Origin of the sequence: Micromonospora sp. NPDC047527 (assembly GCF_040643015.1) — a bacterium.
Classification (GTDB): domain Bacteria; phylum Actinomycetota; class Actinomycetes; order Mycobacteriales; family Micromonosporaceae; genus Micromonospora.
In genome coordinates this window covers 35,461-54,494 of record NZ_JBEYTK010000013.1, presented here as the reverse complement: position 1 = coordinate 54,494, position 19,034 = coordinate 35,461, and the positions used below count along the sequence as shown (strand labels likewise).

The window sequence follows — 19,034 nt, the reverse complement described above, 5'->3', positions numbered from 1 at the left end:
CTCCTTTGGCCGGTGTCGGCCCTTTCATCAACTGCGGGAGGCGCTGTCTCGTTCGTTGTGGTTGGTGTCCGGTCGTCGGCGGCCGAGGGCGTCCACGACTCCCCACCGGCCGGGGATGTCCAGCAGTTCGATGCGTTTGATGCTGTCGGGAAGCGCCGGGTCGACGACGAGATGGTCACCGTGGGGTTGCAGGCCGAGTAGCACCCGTATGAGCAGCAGCGGCGTTCCGGCGGACCATGCCTGCGGGCTGCAGGCGGTGGGGTACTGCACGGGGTACTTCGTTCGTTTCCGATCGTATCCGGCGAACGCCTCCGGAAGGCGGCCTTGGAAGTATCGGGCGGCGTCGAGCATCGCCTGGCAGACGATGGCGGCTTCCTCCCGGAACCCGTAGCGCCACAGGCCCCAGGCGATGATCGAGTTGTCGAACGGCCACACCGTCCCGACGTGGTATCCGAGGTGGTTGTAGCGGCCGTTGCCGGTGGCGAGGGTGCGGATTCCCCAGCCGGAGAACAGCCGCGGCCCGAGTAGGTGGCCGACGATGTCGGCGGCCCGCTGCTGGTCGACGATGCCGCTCCAGAGCAGATGCCCAATGTTGGAGGACAGGGCATCGACCTGCCCGCCCTCGGCGTCCAGGGCCAGGGCGTAGTACCGTCCGTCGCCGACCCAGAAGTCGCGGTTGAACCGGTCCTTGAGCTCGGCCGCCTCGTGTTCCAGCCGCTGCGCGTAGGCGGGGTCGTCCCACAGCAGCCGGGCGAGCCGGGCGCCGCGCATCTTCGCGTCGTAGGCGTACCCCTGCAACTCGCAGGTGGCTCTCGGGAAGCCGGGCAGCCGGCCGTCGGCGTAGGAGATCGAGTCCCAGGAGTCCTTCCAGCACTGATTCTGCAATCCTGTCTCGGGGTTGCGCGTCTGGTACCACACGTATCCGGTGCCGAGCAGGTCGCCGTAGGTGTCGATCCAGTCGAGTGCCGCGCGGGCCTCCATCTCGAAACGTTTCGCAAGCGTGTCGTCGCCGGTCCACCGGTGGTACTCGTCGAGGAGGATCACGAACAGCATGGTGGAGTCGGCGGAGCCGAAGTAGGGCGAGTGCGGTTGTTCTTCGAAGCCCGCTGACTCTCCGTAGCGCAGTTCGTGCAGGATCTTCCCGGGCTCCTCGTCGCGGAAGTCATCGAAACGCGACCCTTGGGCCAGTGCCAGCGCGGTGATGGTCGGCGGCGTGAGACGCGGCAGGAAGGGCAGGGACTGTAGGCAGGTGAACATGCTGTCGCGGCCGAACAGGGTCATGAACCACGGCAGGCCAGCGGCGACCAGGTGAGTGGCGGTGCTGACCGAGGTGTACCGCAACGCGGCGAGGTCCGTGAGGCTTCGACGGTAGGTGGACGTGAGCGTCTCGCTGTCGCTGACCAGCCGCGGTGTGGCATCCAGCCATCTGGTCAGCGCCTCGGCGATCTGCGCCGCGGACCGGGGACGGTGCAGACGCAGGCTGTCCCGGAAGTCCCGCCCCTGCGCGCCCAGGATGTTCGTCGCCACATGCAAGCGGGTGCGCCACTCCGCGTGCGCGGGGACCTGGATCCGGAAGGTCATGCCGTGCTCGTCGACATCGCCGGCCACGCTGCTGGACACCACCGTCTGGCGTTCGAAGTTGTCCCGACGGTAGGTGAAACACAGCAGGCCGTCGCGGACGGTGACGGTGACCGGTGCCATCTTACGGGCCGGGTTCTTGATCTCGAACAGGTCCGCGAAATCCGCGCCCATCTCGACCCTGACCACCAGTTCCGCCGGCTCGTTGCCCTCGTTGAGCACCGCGAGATCCTCATCGAAGCTCCCGCCGATCGTGCGGTGACGGATCACGGAGATGTCGGTGTCCACGTAGTGGGTCGGCTCACCGGGCACCAGGAAGAACCGGCTCTCGTAGTACTGCAGGTCATCCACTGACAACGCGGTGAGCCGGCCACCGTCGATGGTCAACTGCCAGGTGGACAAGAAGCGGGTGTCGTAGGAGAACAAGCCCGTGGGAAAGGCCGGCGAGGGATCGACATCCCCCTGCCGGTCGCTGACCAGAAACGTGTTGCCGTCAAGAATGTTGACCAACGGCTTCATGCCCGCTCCGCTGGTGTGCTGCGGGCGACGGTCTCGTCCATCCGCTCCCGCCAACGACTGCCACCGACCGCGTCCCTCGGGTCACCCGACCCTGGCGCGGAGGGGAAGAACCGCCTGAACACCAACAACAGCGCGACTTCCCCCACCACCGTCGCCTCGTTACGCAGCAACGCGGCGATCAACTGATCAGCGCCCGTGATCAAGTCGTGGAACAGGTCAGCCGACAGCACCACCGTGGCATCGGCCGGCTCGCTGCCCCTGTCCACGACGACAGCCCGGTCACGCATCGCCACCCGCCAGAACTCCCCGCCGTCACCCTCCTCCACCTTGATCAACACCACGCCGGCGGCCCAGCAGGGAAGCACCCGCCCCGCCCGAGACGGCAGAGACCGGAAGAACGTCTCCCGCTCCCGTGTGAGCTCCCGTCTCGAGGGCGGCATGCTCCCCATCGTAGGCGCGACACGAGCCACCACCCGGACGAACGCCGAACCCGCACGACACGAGGCGTCAGCCTCAGCCCCGTCAACAACACCGGTGGGTGAGCCCCGGTGTCAACGGGAACGTCCGGCGGAAGCGAGGCGGCGTATGCGGCCTCTCGTCGGCGCAGAATCCGGACCTCCATAACGGAGGGTACGGGTCCTCGTCCCCGTAACTGTGGTGATTCGCTCGTTAGCGCGACGTCCCAGAGTGCGTCCACCCCTACGAGTGCGGGTGGTTCACAGTGAAGCCGACGACGGGAACTTTGGAAGGAGCGCGATGACCACCACGACGATGGCCCGGACAGATGAACAACTCCAGCGGGATGTGCTGGCCGAGATGCATTGGGACGCCCGCGTCCACCCGAACGAGATCGGCGTGTCCGCCAAGGACGGTGTGGTGACCCTGACCGGATGGGTGGACTCGTACGTGAAGAAGTGGGCGGCCGAGGACGCGGCGCACCGGGTGCGGGGCGTGAAGGCGGTTGCCAACGACCTCGAAGTGCGGCTACCGACCGCGGCGGAACGCACCGACGCTGACCTGGCGGCCGCGGCGACCCGGGCCCTGGAGTGGGACGCGCTGGTGCCGAGCCAGAACATCCACGTCACCGTCACCAAGGGCTGGGTGACCCTCAGCGGCGAGGTCGAGTGGGAGTTCCAGCGGCGCTCCGCGAAGCGGGCGGTACGGCGCCTGTCGGGAGTACGGGGAGTCACGAATCAGATCTCACTGCGGCCCCGGGTGAAGGTGGACGTGGCGGCGGCGCGCGACAGGATCGAGGAGGCTCTCATCCGCGCCGTGGACACGCCCGGCGAACGGCTGAGCGTGACCATCGAGGGCGACAAGGTCGTCCTGACCGGCGTGGTCCGGTCCTGGCGTGAACGCGAAGAAGCCGGACGGGTCGCCTGGTCAACGCCGGGCGTGATGTCGGTGGAGAACCGGATCGTTGTCATGCCCGACGCCTGACGACGACGGCGCCCTGCAGTTCGGCCTGCGGACGGGACGCGGTCGTGGGGCCAGGCCGTGCGGGGATTGACGGCCTGGCCCCCGGCGTCGTTGCACCCGGCCAACCTGCGGCAAGGGATCGCACAGCATCGGTTGCCCGCGGGACCGTGGCACCGCCCCTGGGGGAGGTCAGACGTGCGCAGCCGATTCCAGGGTGGGCGGCCAGAGCAGTTGGTGCAGCGAGAGAGCCGGGAGGCTTACGAGCGGCTTCGCAGCTACTTCATCATCGCGGTCCAGGCAGGTGTGGCGGCCGGTCTGTCCTGGTTCATCGCGGACGACGTGCTGCACATCCCGCAGCCGTTGTTCGCGCCCGCGGCGTCGATCGGCACGGTCGCGGCTGCTCTCGGCAATCGGATCGGGCGAGCGGCGGAACTCATCGCCGGGGTGATCCTGGGCGCGGTGGCCGGACAGTTGATCATCGAGGTGATCGGGACAGGACCGGTTCAGACCGCGCTGATCGTGACGTTCGCGATCTCGTCGGCAGCCGTGATTCAGGGCAGCGGCGCCGTCATGGTGCATGCCGGAAGTACCGCTGTGCTGCTGGGAACGCTGACCACGGAGAACCTCGCCGCGGCGCGGGCCGCCAACGGGCTGATCGGAGGGGTGACGGCCATCGCCGTGGCGCTGCTGATCATGCCGGCCAACCCCGTGCGCGTCGTTCATCGCGCTGCCGGTCCGACGTTGGACATCGTCGCCCGTGACCTCACCGCGGTCGCTCGCGCCTTGGGGCAGCGTGACGTCCACCAGGCTGAGGGCGCCCTGCGGAGCTTGGTCGCGGCAGAAAAGCATAGAAACAAGACCATCGAGATGGTGGCCGCCGCGGGGGAGATCGCCCTTCTCTCACCGTGGCGGTGGCGACGCTTGAAAATCCTGCGCCGCTACCAGCACGCCGCCGAGCACCTCCAACAGGCCTACTCCGACAGCCGCGAGATGGCGCACTGGGTCATATCGACGGTACGGCTGGGTGAGCCGATACCGGCGAGTCTTCCAGCCTCGATCGAGCACCTCGGCCAGGCGGTGCGGCTGCTGCATCGTGATTTCCTCGCCGGCCGCAAGCCCGACCGTGCGCGTGCGCGGGCACAACAGGCCATCGACGACGTCAACCAGGCATGCGCCGACGATATCGGGTTCTGCGGCAGGGGCCTCGCCTCGCGGTTACGCCTTGCCATCAGCGAACTGCTGCAAGCATCCGGAGTGCCGAAGGCACAGGCGAATCAACGGGCAGGGCTGGCGCCCGACGCGAGCTGACGAACAACCTGTTTGCGCGTCGCCCTTGCCGCGCTGCCCGGAAATCCGGGACCTCCCCATCGCGTTCGGCACCGCCCAGACCGGGGTAACCCTCGCCGACGGCCCCGGCCACCGGCACATCGACCGGTTCCGGGCACTGCCGATGACCCGCTCCGCCGTCCTGGCCAGCCGCGTCGCCGCGGACGCCATCCGCAACCGGTTCGTCCTCGCCCGAATGACCAGCATCGGCTACGCGATCGAGATCCTCCGGATCCACGCCGACCCGGCCCCCGCGCTCGCCGCGCTCAGGCCAGCACTGACCAGATGTGAACCTGAACCTCGTGACCGTCGATGCGCTGCGGCTGCTGTGCCAGGGCGTGCCGACCGCCACGCACGTACGGCAGGCCCTGATCTGTACCAGTGGCTGGCCGTCGTGGCCATGCCCGCATCGGTCAGTTGTTATCGGCGTACCACCGCGACATGGATGCCAGATCGGTCATCCCATGTACGCGTGGTCCCCGCGTCGGAGAAGTCAGCGGCCTGCCGCCCGGCTGTCAGCTCGATGAGGGACGGGGCTCAGGGAGACCGCGGTGATCTTGTATTCGGGGCAGCCTGTTTCGGTGTCGGTGGCGTCGGAGGTGAGGGTGTTGGTGAGGGTGTCGGGGAAGTTGAAGGTGGTGAACGTCTGGCCGGGGGCGATTGTGTCGGTCAGGTGGACGGGGTAGGTGACGGTGGCGCGGCGGCTGGTCACTTCGACGAGGTCGCCGTCGGCTAGTCCGAGCCGGGCGGCGTCGTCGGGGTGCAGGTCGAGCACTTCGTGTGGGCGGAGCTGGTGGTTGGGGGTGCGGCGGCTCATCGATCCGCTGTTGTAGTGCACCAGCCGGCGGCCGGTGATCAGGACGTACGGGAAGGTGGTGTCGGCTTGCTCGCCGGGCGGCAGGTACGGCCGGGCGGCGAGTGCGGCGCGGCCGTCGGGTGTGGCGAACGAGTCGAGGTAGAGCCGCCCTTCGCCGGGTTGGTCGGGGCTGCGACAGGGCCAGTGCAGTGGTCCGTCCCTGTCGAGTCGGGTGTGTGAGATGCCGGCGAAGGTGGGGGTCAGTGTGGCGCATTCGGCCATCGCGTCGGCGGGGGTGGGGCAGCCGAGGTCGGCGCCCATCGCGCGGGCGAGCAGGTGCAGGATGTCGAAGTCGCTGCGGGCCTGTCCGGGTGGGTCCAGCGCCGGGCGGACCCGCTGGATCCGTCGGTCGAAGTTGACGAAGGTGCCGTCCTTCTCGAGGAAGGGCACCGCGGGGAAGACCACGTCGGCGTGTTCGGCGGTGGTGGAGAGGAACACGTCGTGGTTGATGACGAGGTCGCAGGCGGCCAGTGCCCGGCGTACGTTGCCGCTGTCCGGGTCGGTCTGGGCGATGTCCTCGCCGATGACGTACATCGCGCGCACGCGGCCGGCGGTGGCTGAGGCGAACATGTCCAGGATGCGGAGCCCGGGCCGGGCCGGCACCTCCGCCCGCCAGGTTCGGTTGAATCGGGCGCGCACGCCCGCGTCGGTGACGCGCTGGTAGCCGGGCAGCATGTCCGGCAGGGCGCCCATGTCGGAGGCGCCTTGGACGTTGTTCTGGCCGCGCATGGACAGCACGCCGCAGCAGTCGGGGGTGCCGACCGCGCCTTTGAGGATGGCCAGGTTTGACAGGGTGCGTACGCCGTCGGTGCCGTGGGCGTGTTCGGTGATGCCGAGGCCGTAGACGATCGCCGGGCGGCGTGCTGCCCCGTACAGGCGGGCCGCCGCGACCAGCGTCTCGGGCGTGACGCCGGCGAGCCGTGCCGCGTGGTCGGGCGGATAGTCGGCCAACAGCGCGGCGAGTTCGGCGAGCCCGCTGGCTCGGGTACGGAGGAAGTCCTGGTTGGCGTATCCCTCGTCGAGCAGCACTCGGGCGACGCCGTTGAAGACGGCGACGTTGGATCCCGGTCGGGCCTGGACGTGCACGTCGGCCATCTCGGCGAGGTCGATGCGGCGGGGGTCGATGACGATGAGCCGTGCGCCGCGCAGCACCAGTTGTTTGATCCGGGCCCCGATGACCGGGTGGGCCTCGGTGGGGTTCGCGCCGGCGACAAGGATGCAGTCGGTGTTGTCGAGGTCGTCGGCGGAGTTGGTGCCGCCGGCGTGGCCGAACGAGGCGGCGAGCCCGACCGCGGACGGGGCGTGGCACAGCCGGGAGCAGTTGTCGATGTTGTTGGTGCCGAGCACGGTGCGGGCGAACTTCTGGGCGAGGTAGTTCTCCTCGTTGGTCGCCCGCGCGGAGGAAATCATGCCGATGGCATCGGGCCCGTGGCGGTCGCGGATGGCCGCCAGCCGGGTCGCGGCGAAGGTGAGGGCCTCCTGCCAGGACGCGGGCCGCAGTGGCGAGTCCCGGCCGCCGTCGCGGATCAGTGGGGTGGTCAGCCGGTCTCGGGAGCGGGTGAAGGCGTGTGCGAAGCGGCCTTTGATGCAGGCGTGGCCGCGGTTGACCGGGGCGTCGTGCGCCGGGGTGATCGCGGCGACGGTCTCGTCGCGTGTGTGTACCCGCAGGGTGCAGCCCACCCCGCAGTAGCCGCAGGTGGTAATGGTCGTTCGGCTGATCGGGCGGGGGTCGGCCAGCCCTGGTTCGGACAGTGCCCCGCTCGGGCAGGTGTCGACGCAGCCGCCGCAGGCCACGCACGGGGATGACACCCACGGGCCTCCGGTGCCGGCCACGACGACGGTGTCGAACCCGCGTCCAGCCAGGGAGAGCGCGAACGTGCCCTGCACCTCAGCGCACATGCGTACGCACCGGTTGCAGGCGATGCACAAGTCCCGGTCGAGTTTCACGTACGGGTGGGAGTGGTCGACGCCCGCGTTGCGGGTAGCACCGTCGAACCGGGATCCGGTCAGGCCGAAGTGCCGGCAGGCGCGTACCAGCTCGCTGCGTTCGGCGGGGATGTCGAGCGCCCGCGCAGGCAGTTGGGACACGAGGAGTTCCAGGGCGAGCTGTGCCGACCTGCGGGCGGTCTCATCGTCGGTCTGTATCTCCATCCCGTCGGCGGCGGGTGTGGTGCAGGCCGGCATCGCCCGCCCCCGGACCCCGACCAGGCAGACCCGGCACGATCCCTGCGGGGTGAGCCGCTCGTCGTAGCAGAGGGTCGGCACCACGGCACCGGCCGCCCGCACGGCGTCCAGCACGGTGGCCCCCGGGGCCACCTCGATGCCGATGGTGTCGACGGACAACCGCATCTACTCGCCCCCCTTGCCGGTGAGGGCCGCTTGGTGCAGTTCGTCGGAGTACACCCGCAGCAGGCTGCGCACCGCGCAGGACACCCCACGCCCGAACGCGCACAGGCTCGCCACAGTCAGCACCTCGATCAGTGGCTCATGGTCGGCGAGCACCGCCCCGGCCCGCTCCGGTTCCCGCAGCCGCTCGACCAGCTCGAGGCCGCGGCGGGTACCGACCCGGCAGGGTGTGCAGGCTCCGCAACTTTCCGCCGCCCCGAACGCCCACGCGTGGCGCAGGATCGCGGCGGCGGGCACGGTCGAGTCGACCGCGACGAGGCTGGCGTGTCCCAACGCGGCCCCGGCCTCCGCGAGCGGTTCGGACAGCAGCGGCAGGTCGAGCTGGTCGGGCGTGAGGAAGCCGCCGAGCGGTCCGCCGACCTGCACCGCGCGCAGCCGGTACGGCTCGCGCAGCCCGCCGCCGAGTTCCTCCACCAGGTGGCGCAGCGGCACGCCGAACTCCACCTCGTACACGCCCGGCCGGCGGAAGCGCTGGCTCAGGCAGACCAGCTTGGTGCCGGGTTCGTCCGGGTGGCCCAGCCGCGCGTAGGCCGCCCCACCATGCCGGACGATCCACGGTACGGCCGCCAGCGTCTCCACGTTGTTGACCGCGGTCGGATGTCCCAGGAGACCGTGGCTGGTCGGGTACGGGGGGCGCGCCCGCACCGCCGCCCGCAGCCCGGCCAGGGCGTGCAGCAACGCCGTCTCCTCCCCGGCCACGTACGAGCCGGCGCCCACCACAATCTCCACGTCGAAGTCGACCGGCGAGCCGTGCACCCGCTCGCCCAGGTGACCGGCCTCCCGCGCCTGGACCACGGCGGCGCGCAGCCGATCGGCGGCGGCCGGGTACTCCGAGCGCACGAGGATCAGCCCGTGCCGCGCGCCCACGGCGAACCCGGCCAGCGCCAGGCCCTCCAGGATCCGATGCGGATCCCGTTCCATCAGCAGCCGATCCCCGTACGAGCCGGGATCACCCTCGTCGCCGTTGCCCACCACGTACCGGGGCGCGGGTTCGCTGGCGGTCATCGACCACTTCTTGGCCACCGGGAAACCGGCCCCGCCCCGCCCGCGCAAGCCCGAGGCGGCGATCTCGGACATGACCTTCTCGCGGGCACCGGCTGCCACCACGCTGGGCCACACCGCCCAGGGTTCCTCGCCGCCGACCAGACCGGCCAGCACCACCGGCTGATCGACCGCGCTCACGTACGGTATGTCGGCCGCCCGCATCTTCCACGGCTCGACCCAACCGGGCCTCGTCCGCCGCTGCGCGGCCAGCGGTCACCGAACAGCCCGCCCAGAGTCTCCCCGCTGGCTGGTAGCTCCCCGTCGAGTACGGCGGGCGAGTCGTAGCAGTACCCGAGACAGCGCGTCCCTTGCAGCGAAACTGACCCGTCCGCAGCACGGTCGCCCAGCCGCACGCCCAGCGCCCGCTCCAGCCGCGCGATGTGCTCGCCCCGGCTGCTCACAAAGCACGAGGTCCCCTCGCACACCCGCACGTGCCGCCGGCCCCGGCGACCCTCCGCGAAGTCCGCGTAGTACGTCACCGAACCTGTCACGGCCGCCACCGGCCAGCCGAACCCGCCGGCGACCCGTTCTAGGTCCTCGGCGTCGATGCGGCCATCCTTGACCTGCGCCTGCCGGAGCCGATCCAACATCCCCGTGCCCGGCCGGCGCAGACGGTCCTGCAACTCGACGAACGCCTCCCGCGGCTCACCCATCACACCAACCCCCGCGCACCCGCTGCCCCTGCGGCAAACCTACGTACTCTTCACGACGGTTCGCAGTGAAACAGGCACCTTGCCCGGGTTGGCGGATGTCAACCAGCCGTCGGGCGGCACGCCGGATGTTTGATGACCAACCCCTAGGGGATGCCGCGCTGCCGCTGCTGAATGGCGGCACCCACGACACTGCCCAAGATCGTTCGGTGATCAGGAGGATGAGGATGGCCAGGGCCGGAGACATCATGCACCGCGGCGCGGAGTGCATTCGGGAGGACGAGACCCTCGAGATGGCCGCGCGGAAGATGCGGGATCTGCGGGTCGGGTCCCTGCCGATCTGCGGTGGCGATCAGCGCCTGCACGGCATCGTCACCGACCGGGACATCGTCATCCGGTGCATCGCCGAAGGAGGCGACCCGCGCACGACCACGGCACGCGAGCTGGCTCAGGGCACGCCGGTGTGGGTCGACGTCGAGGCCCCCGAGGACGAGGTGCTGCGGCTGATGGAACAGCACCAGATCCGGCGGCTGCCAGTGATAGAGAACCGGCAGCTGGTCGGGATGATCAGCGAGGCGGACCTCGCCACCCACCTCGGGGAACACAAAGTGGCCCAGTACACGGGCCGGATCTACTCGGCACCGCCGAACCTGTAGCCGCCAGCCACGACGGCGGGCAGTCGCGCTCGAGGCTGGATCTACCCGGATGAAGCCGAGGAGATCTCTGGCCGGCAGCGTGCTCGCGTACGCCATCTGCGCCGCCGTCGTCCTCAGCCGGGTCGACGGCGGCCCGAGTCCCCTACCCCTACGCCGGCGTTCTGCCGTGGGGCGGCCGGAAGCGCCATCGGCGCGAGCATCATGGCGGCACGGATCGGGGGATCAGAGGGGGGCCTCCCGGCACCGCGCGCGTGATGTCGTCAACCAAGAGCCCGATGTCATTGGCCACCGACGCGGGGACGTCAGCGACTTCCGGCGCAGCGTACCGCTCGCCGTATCTCGTCGGGTGCCCATACGAGTATCGGGAAGGCGAGCAGGAGGGTGAGCATCAGGGGGTCGGGTGGGGCGGTGCCGAAGATCGCCTGTAGCGGGGGGACGGTGACGATGGCGGCGGCGAAGGCGAGCTCGAAGGCGATTCCCCACAGCAGCAGGCGGTTGGTCACCAGGCCGACGGCGCGGAGCGAGGTGCGCTCGGTGCGGGCGGCGAGGGCGGTACCGATCTGGCAGGCGACGATACCGAGGAAGGTCATGGTGGTGGCCTGCTGGTAGGCGTGGTGCAGGGGGGTTCCGGGGCCGGTGGGGTCGCCTGGTCGCCAGCCGGCCCGGTAGAGGGTGAGGAAGAAGCCGGCCATGACGAGGACGGCGGAGATGGCCCCGAGGTAACCCCAGGCTCGGATGAGCATGTGCCGGTCGACGATGGTGCTGCCGCGCCTGCGTGGTGGCCGGTTCATGAGTCCCGGCTCGGCGGGTTCGCGGCCGAGGGCCAGCGCGGGGAGGGTTTCGGTGCCGAGATCGATGGCGAGGATCTGCAGCACGGTCAGCGGTAGCGGGACCGCCCCGCCGGAGAGGGCGAAGACGAGGAACGGCACGACCTCGGGTGTGGCGTGGGCGAAGATGTAGAGGATGAACTTGCGGACGTTGTCGTAGACCTGTCGGCCGGATTGGACGGCGGCGACGATGGTGGCGAAGTTGTCGTCGGTGAGGACCAGGGTGGCTGCTTCGCGGGTGACGTCCGTGCCGGTGCGGCCCATGGCCACGCCGATGTCGGCGCGGCGTAGGGCGGGGGCGTCGTTGACCCCGTCGCCGGTCATGGCCACGACGTGACCGGTGCTCTGCAGCGCTTTGGCGATGCGGAGTTTGGCCTCGGGTGAGGATCGGGCGAAGACGAGATCCGGGGTACGTCCGAGAAGATCGGTGAGTTCGTCGTCGGGCATGGCGTCGACGCGGTCGCCGTTGACGACGGTCGGGTCTGGCTGCGTGATGCCGACCTGAGTGGCGATGGCCGCAGCGGTCAGCCCGTGATCGCCGGTAATCATGATGATGCGGATGCCAGCGGTGTGGCAGCAGGCCACCGCATCCGCGACCTCGGGGCGGGCGGGATCGAGCATGGCGACCCAGCCGAGGAAACACAGGCCGCGTTCGGCTTCGTCACGGCTGGCGGGGACTTCCGACATGGGGCGGCGGGCCGCTGCGATGAGCCGCATACCCTTGGCGGCCTGCGCTGTCACGGCCTCCGTCAGATGCTGTCGGGTTGTGTCGTCCAGAGGCTGCTCTCGCCCGTCGGCTTCGATGATCGTGGTGGAGCGGGTGATGACCGCTTCGGGGGCGCCCTTGGTGTGTAGCCACATACCGTGCTCGTCGACGTCGACGGTGGACATCAGCCGCAGTGTGGGGTCGAAGTGAAACTCTCCCCGCCGGCACCGCGGGCGCTGCTCCGGTGACGTGTCGACGCCGAGCTCCTCGGCGAACCGCAGCAGAGCGATCTCCGTGGGATCCCCGGTCGCTTCCGCGCCCGGCCCGGATCCGAGTTGTGCGTTGCTGCAGAGCACGCCGGTCCGCGCGAGGTCCCGGACCCCCGCGGGCTGGTCCCTACGCGTCAGGTCGGCCTCCTCGATGAGGCCCCCGGCCGACCAGGCCGCCACCACCCGCATCCTGTTCTCGGTTATCGTCCCCGTCTTGTCGGTACAGATCACCGCGGTGGACCCGAGAGTCTCCACCGCGCTGAGCCGCTTGACAACGGCCCCGCGCCGGGCGAGTCCGCGTACGCCGACGGCGAGGGCGAGGGTGATCGTGGGCAGCAGACCTTCGGGGACGTTGGCGACGAGGAGCCCGATCGCGAAGGCGACCGCGTCGGAGGTCGGCATTCCGGCCGCCCACACTCCGATCGGAAAGAAGACCGCCCCGGCGATGCAGGCGACCACCGCGATGAGCCAAGCCACCCGCTTGACCTGCCTCTCCAGCGGGCTCTCCTCAGGCCCCACGCGCTGGGACAGTGCGGCGATGCGCCCCAACTCGGTGCGCATGCCCGTGGCGTAGATCAGGGCCCGGGCCTGCCCACCCAGACAGACCGTCCCGCTGAACACGAGGTTGGACGCCTGGACCAACGGCTCCTGCGTGCCGGCGTCGCCGGCAGCGCGGTATACGGGTTGCGACTCGCCGGTCAGGGCCGACAAATCCGCCTCGACCGACCCGTCCACAAGCCGGGCGTCAGCGGAGATCCGCTCACCCTCGGCGATGAATATCACGTCACCGGGCACCAACCGCCGTGCGTCGACCCGCTGCCACCGCTGATCCCGCAGCACGCTGACCCGCTGAGGCAGGTACCGGCTCAGCGCCTCAACGGCGTGTTCGGCGTGACGCTCCTGCGCGAACGCGAACACCGCGTTGATCAGGATGACAGCCACGATCGCCGCCGCCAGCACCGGTGTCCCGGCGACCCAGGCCAAGCCAGCCGCCACCCACAACACCAGCGCGAGCGGGTGAACCAGCTGCCGAACCAGATCCCGCCACCACCGAGTCCCGCCCAGCCGACGCAGCTCGTTCGGCCCCCAGTCGGCCAGGCGCTGCCCCGCCTGCGCGCTCGACAGCCCATCCAGGCTCGTCCCCAGATCTTCGAGAAGCTGGCCGATCGGCTGACGGGGATCGTGCCCCGCCGGCAGGGGTCCGTCACGCGCATCCTGTGGTGACTGCCGTGCCATGCTCCCAGGCTGCCGTACGGCACGGCACGAGGCGCGCGTTTCGTCTATCGCTTGCCCTGCCCTCCCGCCCGGTAAGCGGCGGGACGAGCCCGCTAAGCGCTCCCGCGCACCGCGCAGGTGTCGACGATCCGCTCGGTGGGAAGCCGCGGGGTGCGCGGTGGCCCCGCGTGCGCCGGGTCCGCGATACCCAGCCGCAGCACGAGGTACGCAAAGCCGAGCCCGGCCAGCAGCCGGCGCAGGGCCTGCCGGGTGCCGTCCACCTCCACCACGCCGCTGAGCGGCACCACGGAGACCCCGAGGCGGGTGGCGGTCAGCCAGGCGGCGGAGAGCCCCTCGCCGGCCCGCAGCCAGTTGTCCTGCTCGTCCTCGTCGCCGTAGAGGATGGCGTACCGGGCGGCCTGGTCGTGGCCGGGGCCGACTGGCAGGGTGCCGGGGCGGCCGAAGTCCCGGGCCGGCACGGTGGTCTGCGGGGCATGCTCGGGCAGCACCTCGGGCGGCAGCCCGGTGCCGGTGCCAGCCCGGCTGGTCCAGTACTCCAGCTCCCCACGCAGCTCCGGTTCCCCCGCCTCCGCGGCGGCGGCCCGCCCCGCCGCCGCGGCCAGTTCCATCACCTGGTCGGAGTCCAGCACCTCCAGCCACGCACCCTCCGCGGTGGCCGCCTGCACGATCTCGTCGAGGGCCGGGCCCGGCACCGGCTCCTCGCTCACCGGCCGGCGGTCGGTGCGCCGGACCTGCATGCAATGCACGAGGCGCATCGCGTCCGGGTCCGCCCCGGTGTGCCGCAACCCGGCGAGCCTGGCAAGCAGCTCCGGTTCGTTCGGGTAGGGCAGCCGCTCCACCAGCGCGGTCCAGCCCTCAGCGGCTAACGCCACGCGGGCGTGATGCAGCGCCGCGCCGCAGCTCAGCGTCACCAGCCGGCCCTGCGGGTCGATGGCGGCGAGCCGCGTGTCCCGCACCACCCGTAGCTCCAGCGCGGTCGGCAGAACCTTCCAGCGCCACGGCTGACTGTTGTGCACCGAAGGGGCGCGACCGGAGGTGGCGGCGGCTTCGGTCAGCGCGGTGATCAGGGGCCGGCCGGTAGCCGCCGTCTTGTGGCCCATCGTCACGACCTTCCCGCTTCCCTCATCGAACCCCCGTTCCTCATCGTGCCCCACCCCGGCCGCATCCCGCGCAGTGTTGCCACTCCACCACCCGGGATACATGCACGGTCACCCGGTGCGCAGAATCCCTACCGCAGAGCCCTTCAGCCCGCGTCGGCCGATCTGAAGGAACGCGTGACGGTGAGCAGCACCGAGCGTTGGTGACTCCGTGCTGGGCGCTCACGTCGGTGAGGAAGCCGCCCAGCCAGCCCCGAGCGCGTCCAATGCCTACTCGGCGGGACCTTCGGAAAAAGGTGGCGCGGTGCCAAAGCGGGCCGTTCCAGAAACCGCTGTCGAGCGGAGGCCGCATCGGAAGCCTGCCCATGATCTTCGGACACTGAGACTCGGATCTTTAGGTCCAGGTGGACAGGAGTCTGTGACAGAGGGTGACGAAACACTACCCGCCCGAGTCCAAGGCCGACGCGGTCGCTCCGATCGCGAACGACCTCGGCATGAACCCGAAGACGTTGCGCAGCTGGATCCGGTTGGCCGACGGCAGGCGCAGCGGTCCTGCGGTTCTCCGGCCAGACCAGGCCAGCCCAGGAAAGAGGAGTACGACCTTGCCCTTATGAGCGTAGGGAAACAGCCACCACGCGATCCTTCGAGACGGCTAAAGTCCGGTGAAGCAGAGTGATTCAGCGGCGTACGTCGCGATGTCGCGACAGCTACTATCCCTCGACCCGACCCGATGGCTCGGATCCGAGAGTGTGACCCCTGTTGACCTGCTGTGCGAGCAAATCGCCGGCAAGTCGCCGGACCTCTGGCGACCGGAAGCAAAAGCATACGCCGCAGGCTGGACGGGGCGTCGAGGGCCTGCACGGGTAGGAAAGACCTACGCCGCCTGCGGGTTGCGGCAGTTGCTCGTTTCGGCTGGTCAGCAGCGGTGACGTCGAAGGCGAACCGCCGCAGCACCCGCCGGCCCGGTAGGAGACAGGCGGCGGACACGACCGACACTCACCCCCGGCCGAAAGGTCAAGTCGTCCAGCGACTCGCCTCGCGGCTGCCGCGCAGGATCAGGTCGCTTACTGGTCTTGCGGGCCGAACTTCCAGGTCCAGTCGAGGCGGTGGCGGCCGAAGGTGCGGCGTTCGCCCTTGAACCCGGCGCGTAGGAGTTTGATGTCGGCGACGAGGCGGATGATCTCCCGCTTGACCGCGATGTCGTCACCGAGGTCCCGCCACGCCTGCACCGCCTGGTCGCCGATGCGTCCGCGCAGCACGGCCGGGATCCCGGCGTCGGCGGCGCGTTGCTCGTGCTCGGCGATCTGGGCGAGGATGCCCTTCTCGGCGCGGGCGTAGGCGATCGCGGTGACCTCGCCCTCCTCGCCGAGCTTGCGCCAGTCCTCCAGCTCCCCGCGCAGCCGTTGTGCTTCGGCGCGGGCGTGGGCGACTTCCTCGTCGGTGGCGCTGGCGGCGGTGAGGATGTCGTGCACGTCGGGGCGGGACAGCCACGCCACCACCGTGCGCTGCACGTACTCGTCGAGGAACTCGGCCTTCACCGCCGTGCACCGCTTGTGCAGGCAGGAGTACACCTGCCCGGTCCAGCCGTGTCGGTTGAGCCGCTGCGACGACAACGGTCCGTCGCACACCCCGCAGCGCACGATGTACGACAGCAGATGCACCGCACGGGCGGGACGGGTCGTCGTGCGGGACGGGTCGCCCAGCATTCGCACCACCGACCAGTACGTCTCCTCCGACACCAGCGGCGGCCAGATCCCGTCTCCGACGATCTCCCCGCGCAGCACCCGCCTTCCGATGTACGCCGGGTTCATCAACTGCTTCCGCAAGATGCCCCGCCGCCAGATCCCGCCCTGCGAGGCAGGAATCCCGAGGCGGTTGAGTTCGGCCTCCCGGACGGTGAGGGGCATGCCTTCGGAGATTTTGCGGAAGTTGTCCCGCACCACCTGAGCGTGCGAGTACTGCGTGACGGTCCCGTCCGCGGCGACCGCGGTGCGGATCTCGGTGTCCGGCTCCTGGCGCAGCAGGGCCTTGGTGCGCTGGTCGTAGATTCGCCGGTACCCGTAGGTGATCTTCCCGTGCGGGCGGCCCGCTTCCGCGGCGCCGACGATGCCGCGCAACACGTTGTCGCGGATCGAGTCGGCCATCCACTCCGCCTGCACCGCCTGGAAGCCGAGCATCATCCGGTCGTTCTTGTCCCGCAGGTCGTACAGAACCCCGCCGACCAGCCAGAAGTTGAGACCGACCTCGTGGCACATGTCGCGGATCTTCACGAACACCGCGAGGTCACGTTCCTTGCGGGAGATCTCCCAGACCACCAGCACGTCACCCTTGCCCGCGCGGATCTGCTCGATCAACAACTCGAACTGCTCGCGCTCCTTCGTGGCGCGGCGGCTGGCCGATCGGTGGTTGTCGGTGAACGAACCCGCGTCGGTCCACGACCGCTTCGTGATCTCCGCCAGGTTCAACACACCTTGGTCGTGGACGCTCTTGCCCTGCTCCTTCTTGTCCTGACTCGCGCGCTGATACCGCAACGCCCGCACCTCTACGCCACCGGCCAGCAACGCGTCCTTGCTGTCGAACCGGCCCCGATTCCCCGACCGGGCCTTCCGCCGTACCATCAGAACCGTCCCCCTAGATCGACGTTCGCATCGGCAACATCGACCATAGCTTCTAACGATTCTTGACAGTGCCCGTCGAGCAGCCCAGCGCTGCCGCGGTCTGCGCGACGTCGAGGTCCTCCCAGAATCGCAGCACCAGCACCGCGCGCTGCCCGGGGGAGAGTTTCGCGAGCGCGGCCAGCAGGTCGACGCGGTGTTCGGCACCGGCCAGTGGCGCCACCGGAGGGCCAGCCACGTCAGCTACAGGCCGCACCTGGCGGATCCAGAACCGCCCGCGCTCGGCCAGGTAGGCATGCACCAGCATCGCCCGGACGTACGCGTCGAGCGAATCGGCAGCCGACGCCTTGCGCCAATGCCGATACAGCGCGACGAGGCACTCCTGCACCAGGTCGTCGGCAGTCGACCACCGCCCGCACAGCCGGTACGCCAACCGTCGCAGCCACGGCATCCGCGCCTGGACGTACTCGACGTACTCCCGCTCACTCTGCAACCCAGCCTCCCAACAACACTGAGTGGCCGGGGCCGGATTCGGTTGTGGCAGGTTACGACAAAGTTGGCGAACGAGCGGGGCGTCGGCCACCCACGACGTGCTGGTTGGCCCGACGGCCTCGTCCTGCCCGAGACCACCGGGCAGGACGAGGCCGTCGAGGCTATCGCCGCTGCCGCGGGGCTACCCCCGGGCCGTCCGCGACGACGACTTTATTCCGAACGTTCCGTCTGGGTAGAGCAGCCGGCATCCGCGTCCAATGCGATTCGGGAGCCGAAATCAGACGACCTTGAAACTGCGCAGGGGCGACTGGACGTTGTGCAGATCGCCGGTCGGGACGAAGTAGGGGACGCCGGTGCAGCCGGTGCCCGAGTAGACCATCAGGGTTTCGTCGGTGAGGTTCACCCAGCCCAGGTAGCCGACCGGGGTGTCGACGCACTCGGTGCCGAGCGGCGCCGTGTATTCCATAGTGGTGCCGTCGAACCATTTCGACACGTGGAGGCAGAGAGTGCCGTCGAGATAGGTGCAGCTGCTGTTGGGTTCAGCCGCGACAGCGGGGGCGGCAGTCACCACGATTGTTGCGGCGCTGATGGCCGCAAGCAGGGCGGCTCGGACAGACGGTGATGGGCGCATGGCATCCTCCTGCAGACACAGGTGTGGGTAAGTTGGCGCGGGAATGAACTCACTCCGCCAAGCCAACTGACTAAACATTTGACGCCTCAATGAAGTACATGTCAATGTGTCGATCGTAAGCATTGAGAACCGGATGCCGCCGGTAGAAAATCGCCCATGTTAAACGCGCGGCCAGGCGATGTGGTTCACGTGAACTAAATCTCTCGGTCCGCCATGGATTGGGCATGCAGTTTCCGGTGTTATCTCGGCGGATCTGCGCGGCGTTATCAGTGCGAATTGCGCGGCGAATCGCGAATCCGCCAGCGATCGTCACAGTCAGCCCAGGATCGCTCGGATGACCGCGGTGTCCCCGTTTAGTTCCAGTAGGTGTACGACCCACCCTCCCGGATCGGGCTCGGCTCCGGGTTGGTCGCATCCGACTCGCCCGCCGCCGTCGGCGTGAATCGCCACACTGCACCCGGGCCCTGCCATGAAGCCGCCACCGCCGCCCCTGCCATTGGCGTCGGTCAGTCGCACCCTGACACCGCCATCCTCCACAGAGGACGACACGGTCCACCTGCCGAGTGGAAAGTTGACCGAACGGGAGAAAGACACTTTGCAGTCGCCGTCGGCACACGCCGGGTACTTGGTGCCGCCCCCGCTCGGCGCCTCCGTCTTCTTTGCCGCTTTGGGCTCCTCTGCCGCTTCGGCCTTCCGTGATTCGTCCG

The 19,034-nt window shown here is 69.5% G+C and carries 13 protein-coding genes and 1 pseudogene; 4 read left to right on the top strand and 10 right to left on the bottom strand.

From position 1 onward, the window contains the following. Positions 1-27: 27 nt before the first annotated feature. Entirely contained in the window at positions 28-2,097 is a 2,070-nt protein-coding gene (locus tag ABZ808_RS29990; RefSeq protein WP_357012760.1) for a glycogen debranching N-terminal domain-containing protein, read from the bottom strand. Beyond that, positions 2,094-2,537 carry an SCP2 sterol-binding domain-containing protein gene (locus ABZ808_RS29985; protein ID WP_357012758.1) on the bottom strand — a complete coding sequence of 148 codons (444 nt, stop codon included), beginning with the start codon at positions 2,535-2,537 and terminating at the stop codon, positions 2,094-2,096. Before ABZ808_RS29985 ends, ABZ808_RS29990 begins: the two co-directional genes overlap by 4 nt. Before the next feature lie 316 nt (positions 2,538-2,853). Here ABZ808_RS29985 and ABZ808_RS29980 point away from each other — a divergent pair, with 316 nt between their 5' ends. Together ABZ808_RS29980 and ABZ808_RS29975 are read left to right on the top strand one after the other, a co-directional pair. Then, complete coding sequence (locus ABZ808_RS29980) at positions 2,854-3,537, top strand: BON domain-containing protein (RefSeq protein ID WP_357012756.1); 684 nt, start codon at positions 2,854-2,856, stop codon at positions 3,535-3,537. A gap of 174 nt (positions 3,538-3,711) precedes the next feature. Then, a complete protein-coding gene (locus ABZ808_RS29975; protein WP_357012755.1) occupies positions 3,712-4,824 on the top strand; it encodes an FUSC family protein in 1,113 nt (370 codons plus the stop codon). Between the two features lie 511 nt (positions 4,825-5,335). Here the strand turns inward: ABZ808_RS29975 and fdhF are convergent. From fdhF to ABZ808_RS29960, 3 genes are read right to left on the bottom strand one after another with little or no spacing between them, the layout of a single operon-like run. Further along, entirely contained in the window at positions 5,336-8,047 is a 2,712-nt protein-coding gene (fdhF, locus tag ABZ808_RS29970; protein WP_357012753.1) for a formate dehydrogenase subunit alpha, read from the bottom strand. After that, entirely contained in the window at positions 8,048-9,286 is a 1,239-nt protein-coding gene (locus ABZ808_RS29965; protein WP_357012751.1) for an NADH-ubiquinone oxidoreductase-F iron-sulfur binding region domain-containing protein, read from the bottom strand. Further along, the gene (locus ABZ808_RS29960) at positions 9,283-9,801 is read right to left on the bottom strand and encodes an NAD(P)H-dependent oxidoreductase subunit E (RefSeq protein ID WP_357012749.1); all 519 of its coding nucleotides are present in this window, start codon (positions 9,799-9,801) and stop codon (positions 9,283-9,285) included. Before ABZ808_RS29960 ends, ABZ808_RS29965 begins: the two co-directional genes overlap by 4 nt. A gap of 95 nt (positions 9,802-9,896) precedes the next feature. Between ABZ808_RS29960 and ABZ808_RS29955 the strand changes: the two genes are divergently transcribed. Continuing rightward, positions 9,897-10,454: a CBS domain-containing protein gene (locus ABZ808_RS29955; RefSeq protein WP_357012748.1), complete on the top strand. Its 558-nt coding sequence runs from the start codon at positions 9,897-9,899 to the stop codon at positions 10,452-10,454. A 302-nt stretch (positions 10,455-10,756) separates the two neighbouring features. Here ABZ808_RS29955 and ABZ808_RS29950 read toward each other — a convergent pair whose 3' ends face one another. The 4 genes from ABZ808_RS29950 to ABZ808_RS29935 all read right to left on the bottom strand — a co-directional run bounded on the left by ABZ808_RS29950 (position 10,757) and on the right by ABZ808_RS29935 (position 17,697). Next, positions 10,757-13,492 carry a cation-transporting P-type ATPase gene (locus ABZ808_RS29950; protein WP_357012747.1) on the bottom strand — a complete coding sequence of 912 codons (2,736 nt, stop codon included), beginning with the start codon at positions 13,490-13,492 and terminating at the stop codon, positions 10,757-10,759. A 92-nt stretch (positions 13,493-13,584) separates the two neighbouring features. Further along, entirely contained in the window at positions 13,585-14,694 is a 1,110-nt protein-coding gene (locus ABZ808_RS29945; protein WP_357012746.1) for a nitroreductase, read from the bottom strand. Between the two features lie 959 nt (positions 14,695-15,653). Next, positions 15,654-17,207: a recombinase family protein gene (locus ABZ808_RS29940; RefSeq protein ID WP_357012745.1), complete on the bottom strand. Its 1,554-nt coding sequence runs from the start codon at positions 17,205-17,207 to the stop codon at positions 15,654-15,656. Positions 17,208-17,259: 52 nt separating this feature from the next. Further along, the gene (locus ABZ808_RS29935; protein WP_357012743.1) at positions 17,260-17,697 is read right to left on the bottom strand and encodes a sigma-70 family RNA polymerase sigma factor; all 438 of its coding nucleotides are present in this window, start codon (positions 17,695-17,697) and stop codon (positions 17,260-17,262) included. A 102-nt stretch (positions 17,698-17,799) separates the two neighbouring features. Between ABZ808_RS29935 and ABZ808_RS29930 the strand changes: the two are divergent. Continuing rightward, positions 17,800-17,932, top strand: a pseudogene (locus ABZ808_RS29930) (kinase); the annotation flags it as partial. Positions 17,933-17,973: 41 nt separating this feature from the next. On the opposite strand, the gene ABZ808_RS29925 reads toward ABZ808_RS29930, so the two are convergent. After that, positions 17,974-18,327 carry a hypothetical protein gene (locus tag ABZ808_RS29925; protein WP_357012742.1) on the bottom strand — a complete coding sequence of 118 codons (354 nt, stop codon included), beginning with the start codon at positions 18,325-18,327 and terminating at the stop codon, positions 17,974-17,976. Positions 18,328-19,034 lie beyond the last annotated feature (707 nt).

Excerpts from the sequence above, each read along its gene's own strand:
- ABZ808_RS29990 (WP_357012760.1), bottom strand. The coding sequence starts at position 2,097 with ATGAAGCCGTTGGTCAACATTCTTGACGGCAACACGTTTCTGGTCAGC.
- ABZ808_RS29985 (WP_357012758.1), bottom strand. The coding sequence starts at position 2,537 with ATGCCGCCCTCGAGACGGGAGCTCACACGGGAGCGGGAGACGTTCTTC.
- ABZ808_RS29980 (WP_357012756.1), top strand. The coding sequence starts at position 2,854 with ATGACCACCACGACGATGGCCCGGACAGATGAACAACTCCAGCGGGAT.
- fdhF (WP_357012753.1), bottom strand. The coding sequence starts at position 8,047 with ATGCGGTTGTCCGTCGACACCATCGGCATCGAGGTGGCCCCGGGGGCC.
- ABZ808_RS29960 (WP_357012749.1), bottom strand. The coding sequence starts at position 9,801 with ATGGGTGAGCCGCGGGAGGCGTTCGTCGAGTTGCAGGACCGTCTGCGC.
- ABZ808_RS29955 (WP_357012748.1), top strand. The coding sequence starts at position 9,897 with ATGTCAACCAGCCGTCGGGCGGCACGCCGGATGTTTGATGACCAACCC.
- ABZ808_RS29950 (WP_357012747.1), bottom strand. The coding sequence starts at position 13,492 with ATGGCACGGCAGTCACCACAGGATGCGCGTGACGGACCCCTGCCGGCG.
- ABZ808_RS29945 (WP_357012746.1), bottom strand. The coding sequence starts at position 14,694 with ATGTATCCCGGGTGGTGGAGTGGCAACACTGCGCGGGATGCGGCCGGG.
- ABZ808_RS29940 (WP_357012745.1), bottom strand. The coding sequence starts at position 17,207 with ATGGTACGGCGGAAGGCCCGGTCGGGGAATCGGGGCCGGTTCGACAGC.
- ABZ808_RS29925 (WP_357012742.1), bottom strand. The coding sequence starts at position 18,327 with ATGCGCCCATCACCGTCTGTCCGAGCCGCCCTGCTTGCGGCCATCAGC.